Source organism: Streptomyces albipurpureus, assembly GCF_023701525.1.
In the GTDB taxonomy this organism is placed as follows: Bacteria; Actinomycetota; Actinomycetes; order Streptomycetales; family Streptomycetaceae; genus Streptomyces; species Streptomyces albipurpureus.
The window spans coordinates 1-3,776 of the sequence record NZ_JAMQAW010000138.1 but is presented as its reverse complement, the minus strand read 5'-3'; the positions used below and the strand labels follow the sequence as shown (position 1 = coordinate 3,776).

The following is a 3,776-nucleotide window of genomic DNA, read 5'->3' as shown; positions in this document are numbered from 1 at the left end:
CCTACATCGTCAGCGAAGCCGTCGTCACCGTCACCGTCGTCAAAGCCGTACGCCTTCCCTGACGAGGCGTAAAGAGTGGACACCCGGGTCCGCCACCGTGCGCCTCGATACGCTGCTGGACCGTCTTACCGAACCCTCCCCGTTTGCAACGTAGTTCACGACGTGGGGGAGTGGCCCAGGATCCCAGGGCCTACACGAACGCCAGTGCGATGCCATGTCTTGAGCAGCGGCATCGTCCTGGCCTGTGTGTGTAGGCCCTGGGACGGGGCGCTGCGGACCCAGGTAGCGAAACAGCCCTGGGCGCACAGCGCGCCCGGGGCTGTTTCCCGCGGTGTTCACGGCGCCGCCCACACCGGTCCGGGAGCGACGTTGTAAGCGGTTGTGCTCACCAGTGGTCGGGTGCGCTGCCTACCCACGCGATCGGCCGGCCTTCGCTATTGCGGCCCCAGTGCGGCTCTTCCAGCTCGTGCCCGTTGTCCAGGACGCAGATCCGTCCCCAGCGGCCGTGCTTGCCTGGACAGATTCCGGTGAGCCGGGCCGCGTCACCATCGCGCACGGCCTGGTCGTAGCGGTCCTGGAACGGCTGGAGACGGGCGTACAGCTCCCTGCCGAGCTCCGTCTCCGCCGCCTCGACCTGTGCCCGCGTCTCCCGCACACCAGGGTCGGACAGCAGAGCCGAGATGACGCCCTCCGCCTCCGTGATGGCACGGGTGCGGCCATGCCGCCGTACGGCCTCCCGCTCCCGCTGCTTCGCGGTCTCCTGGCCGCTCGCGCTCATCACGCCGCTCCTTCCGTGGCCGCCCATTCCAGCCCCAGGGCGGCGAGCGCCTGGAGCTTGTCGGCGGTCAGCTTGGTTCGGCGGCTCTTGCTGTTGCTCAGGAACACCCCGAGCCGGATTTCCGACCCGTCCGGCAAAACCTCTACGTGACCCCTGGGGGCCTTCACATGGCCCTCCCGGGTCTTGTACTGCGCCAGGGCGGCAACGCCTTTCTCGAAGGCGCTCAAGGGCGCAGTGGACGGCTTCGCGGACTCCTCCAACTCTGGGGGTGGCGGTGTGATGCCGAGGGCCTCTAGGCGTTCGCGTTGCCCGTCTGTCAGGGTGTGCCAGACGTCAGGTTTTTGCTGCTTGGCGAGCCATTTGCCGATGTCCATGCCGTGGATGGTGAAGCCGGGCAGGATCTCCGCCGTGCCGGCTTGGCCTTCTTCGTCGGCGACCAGTTCGCGTAGTGCGGCGTAGTGGCGTTGCCACTCGGCGGGCCATGTCGGGTTCCAGTCGGCGTCGATCTCGACCAGCGCGGCCTCCCACTCTGGGCGGCCCTCCAGCGCACCTGGACGGCGCAGGTTGGACAACCACTGTCCTACCGGCCGGTCCAGCATCGTCGCTGACCTTGGCGCGCAGAGGGTCCAGTGCTGCTCGTAGTAGACGCGTGCCGCGGCCAGGTTTTCCTGGAAGCGCTCGTCCACCACGGACCAGATCATGCCCAGCTGTTCCAGCCGCGCTACGCGCTTGCCAGTCATCTGCCCGGCCCCGTACGCCCGTCGTTGTTCCGCGACCCATGTCCCCAGTGGGAACGGCCCCGGAGCCTCTCGGTGTTCGTAGGGGACGCGGGCATGATGCTCACGCTCGGTGAACTTTTTGAGTGCGGCCCAGCCGCGGGCCCAGTCTTGACGCTCGGTGTCGATCACGTTGAAGGAAACCCACTCTGCGACCATCACCGGGTCACGCGGAGCCGCGAAACGCAGCAATACCCGAGTTTCTTCCTCACCATCCTCGGGCGGAGGGCCGATGTACTGAGACGGTTCCACGACGTCTTTCTGAGGCTCCTGTGGAATGGCGAGCAATTCCACGGCCTCCTCATCGTGTGCCCGAAGCCCTTCAAGTACGCGGACCAAAGGCCGATATGAACCCGAGGTGAACATATCCTCCGGCTGCTCCCCGGGTTGGAGGAATACGGGCACGATCAAAGAGGCCAACTTGCCCTCTCCGGGCTTCTGTCGAAGCGCCCGGCCGATGGCTTGGACGATGTCGTGCGGGGCGCCCTTCGGATCAAGTAGGGCAACGCTATCCACCGCCCGAATGTCAACACCCTCCCCGAGAACCCGACAATTCGAAAGCACCGCACGCCGCGCCGTGGACCCGAACTCGTACAGCACTCCCCGCCGCCGCTCCGGCACATGCTCCCCACACAGCCAGTCCGCCCACATCCGAGCCGGGTATGTCTCCGGCTGGTCGGCGTGCAGCTTGCCCGCCACTGCCTTCAGGCCCTCGGCGTATGCCTGCGCCTCAACCGTCCGGTGGTGGAAGGTGATGCACGTCTGCAACTGGTGCTGCGCCATGGTGTGCAGCAACGCCGCCTGCAAGGCACCGAGCCGTTCACCTCGCACTTTCTCACTGTGCCGCTCCTCGCCCATCAGCCGCTCCGGGGTGACGACTGGGTCCTGGAGCTCCAGCACGATGATCTGATACCGCGCCAAAAGCCCACGCGACACCGCCGACGCCAGCGATAGCTTCCAGAGCACAGGCCCGAACACGGTCTCGTCGTCCATTGAGGCCGCCATCTCCTTCGGCAGCGCCTCCCGAACCCCCTCAGCGACCTCCCAGTTCGGTCGCTCCTGCCAAATCCTGGGGGTGGCAGTCATATACAGCCGGCGCGCGGCCGGGATGACGGTCTGATTGTGGATGTCCGCCCACGCCTTACCCATTGACCCGGAAGTTCTGTGGGCTTCATCAACTACGGCGAGGTCTACCGGGGCTAGCTGCTGGCCGTAGACGCCCTCGAATGCCTCCGCCAACACGCCCAGCGAGGCGTAGGTGGCGTAGATGGTCACCGGCCCCGTGCCGTGCCACAGGGCCAGCTGCACCGGGTTCGTCGTGGCCCGTACTTTCAGGCTCCACAGCTCCGGATCGTCCTGGAGCGAACACACCGCAACAGCCGGCCCCCTGTGCCCGGCGTCATGCCACGCCTTCACCGTCTGCGCCAAAAGATCCAACGTCGGCACCAGAACAAGAATCCGCCCATGCGGAGCGAGCCGCTTTGCCGCCGCAGCGGCAATAAACGTCTTCCCCGTCCCACACGCCGCGTGGACCTGCCCCCGCAAACCATCGAAAGGAATACCACCAGGCGGGATATCGAAGCCACGCACAATAGCGGCAACGGCCTCAATCTGATGGTCAAACAGCTTCACGGCCATGCCCCGTGTTCTCCTTTTCGCGGAATGCAGCGCGTCATCAGAAAGGGAATCCCAGCGTGAAGTACACAACGCTGGGGGTGTGATGTCTGATCTCAGATCTTACACAGGTGCGACACGTGATGCATCAGAACTCACGCCAACTTCGCTCCCCAGGGTGATGCATGACTCAATCTCACCCTAAGATGGCCGACATCCCTGTATGCTTCCAGAGATGCGTGAACAAGGTAGGCGCGAGTTCGACGTGGGATGCGGGGGAGGGGTTCGGGTGGAGCGCAAGCGGAACCCGTCACTACAGTGAGGCCAGTACTCGCTCGGGCCGACAGTCCGTCACTCTCGTTCTGGGGGTGGTAGCTGGGAATTCCAGTGGCTACACAGGTCCGCACGTGATGCACCTCCCCTCCTAGCCAGCGTCCTTGAGCCTCGCAAGCGAGGCTCCGTCAATTCGCGCTTGCGCGAATTGACAACCCTTCAGTTGGTTTATGATTTCGCAAGCGAAACCATAAACCGTGCCCGTATTCGGGCACTTGACGGAGCGTCAGCGAAGTCATTCCCTATGCCCCGATTTATCGGGGCATATCCCGCTC

The 3,776-nt window shown here is 64.9% G+C and carries 2 protein-coding genes; both read right to left on the bottom strand.

The window, feature by feature from the left end:
* Window positions 1–385: 385 nt before the first annotated feature.
* Window positions 386–778, bottom strand: a complete 393-nt coding sequence (locus tag NBG84_RS40350) for a hypothetical protein (RefSeq protein WP_250924724.1) — start codon at window positions 776–778, stop codon at window positions 386–388.
* A complete protein-coding gene (locus NBG84_RS40345) occupies window positions 778–3,192 on the bottom strand; it encodes a DEAD/DEAH box helicase (protein WP_250924723.1) in 2,415 nt (804 codons plus the stop codon). Before NBG84_RS40345 ends, NBG84_RS40350 begins: the two co-directional genes overlap by 1 nt.
* Between the last annotated feature and the right edge of the window lie 584 nt (window positions 3,193–3,776).

Bases quoted from the DNA above. Each gene is read 5' to 3' on its own strand.
- NBG84_RS40350 (WP_250924724.1), bottom strand. From the start codon at position 778: ATGAGCGCGAGCGGCCAGGAGACCGCGAAGCAGCGGGAGCGGGAGGCC.
- NBG84_RS40345 (WP_250924723.1), bottom strand. From the start codon at position 3,192: ATGGCCGTGAAGCTGTTTGACCATCAGATTGAGGCCGTTGCCGCTATT.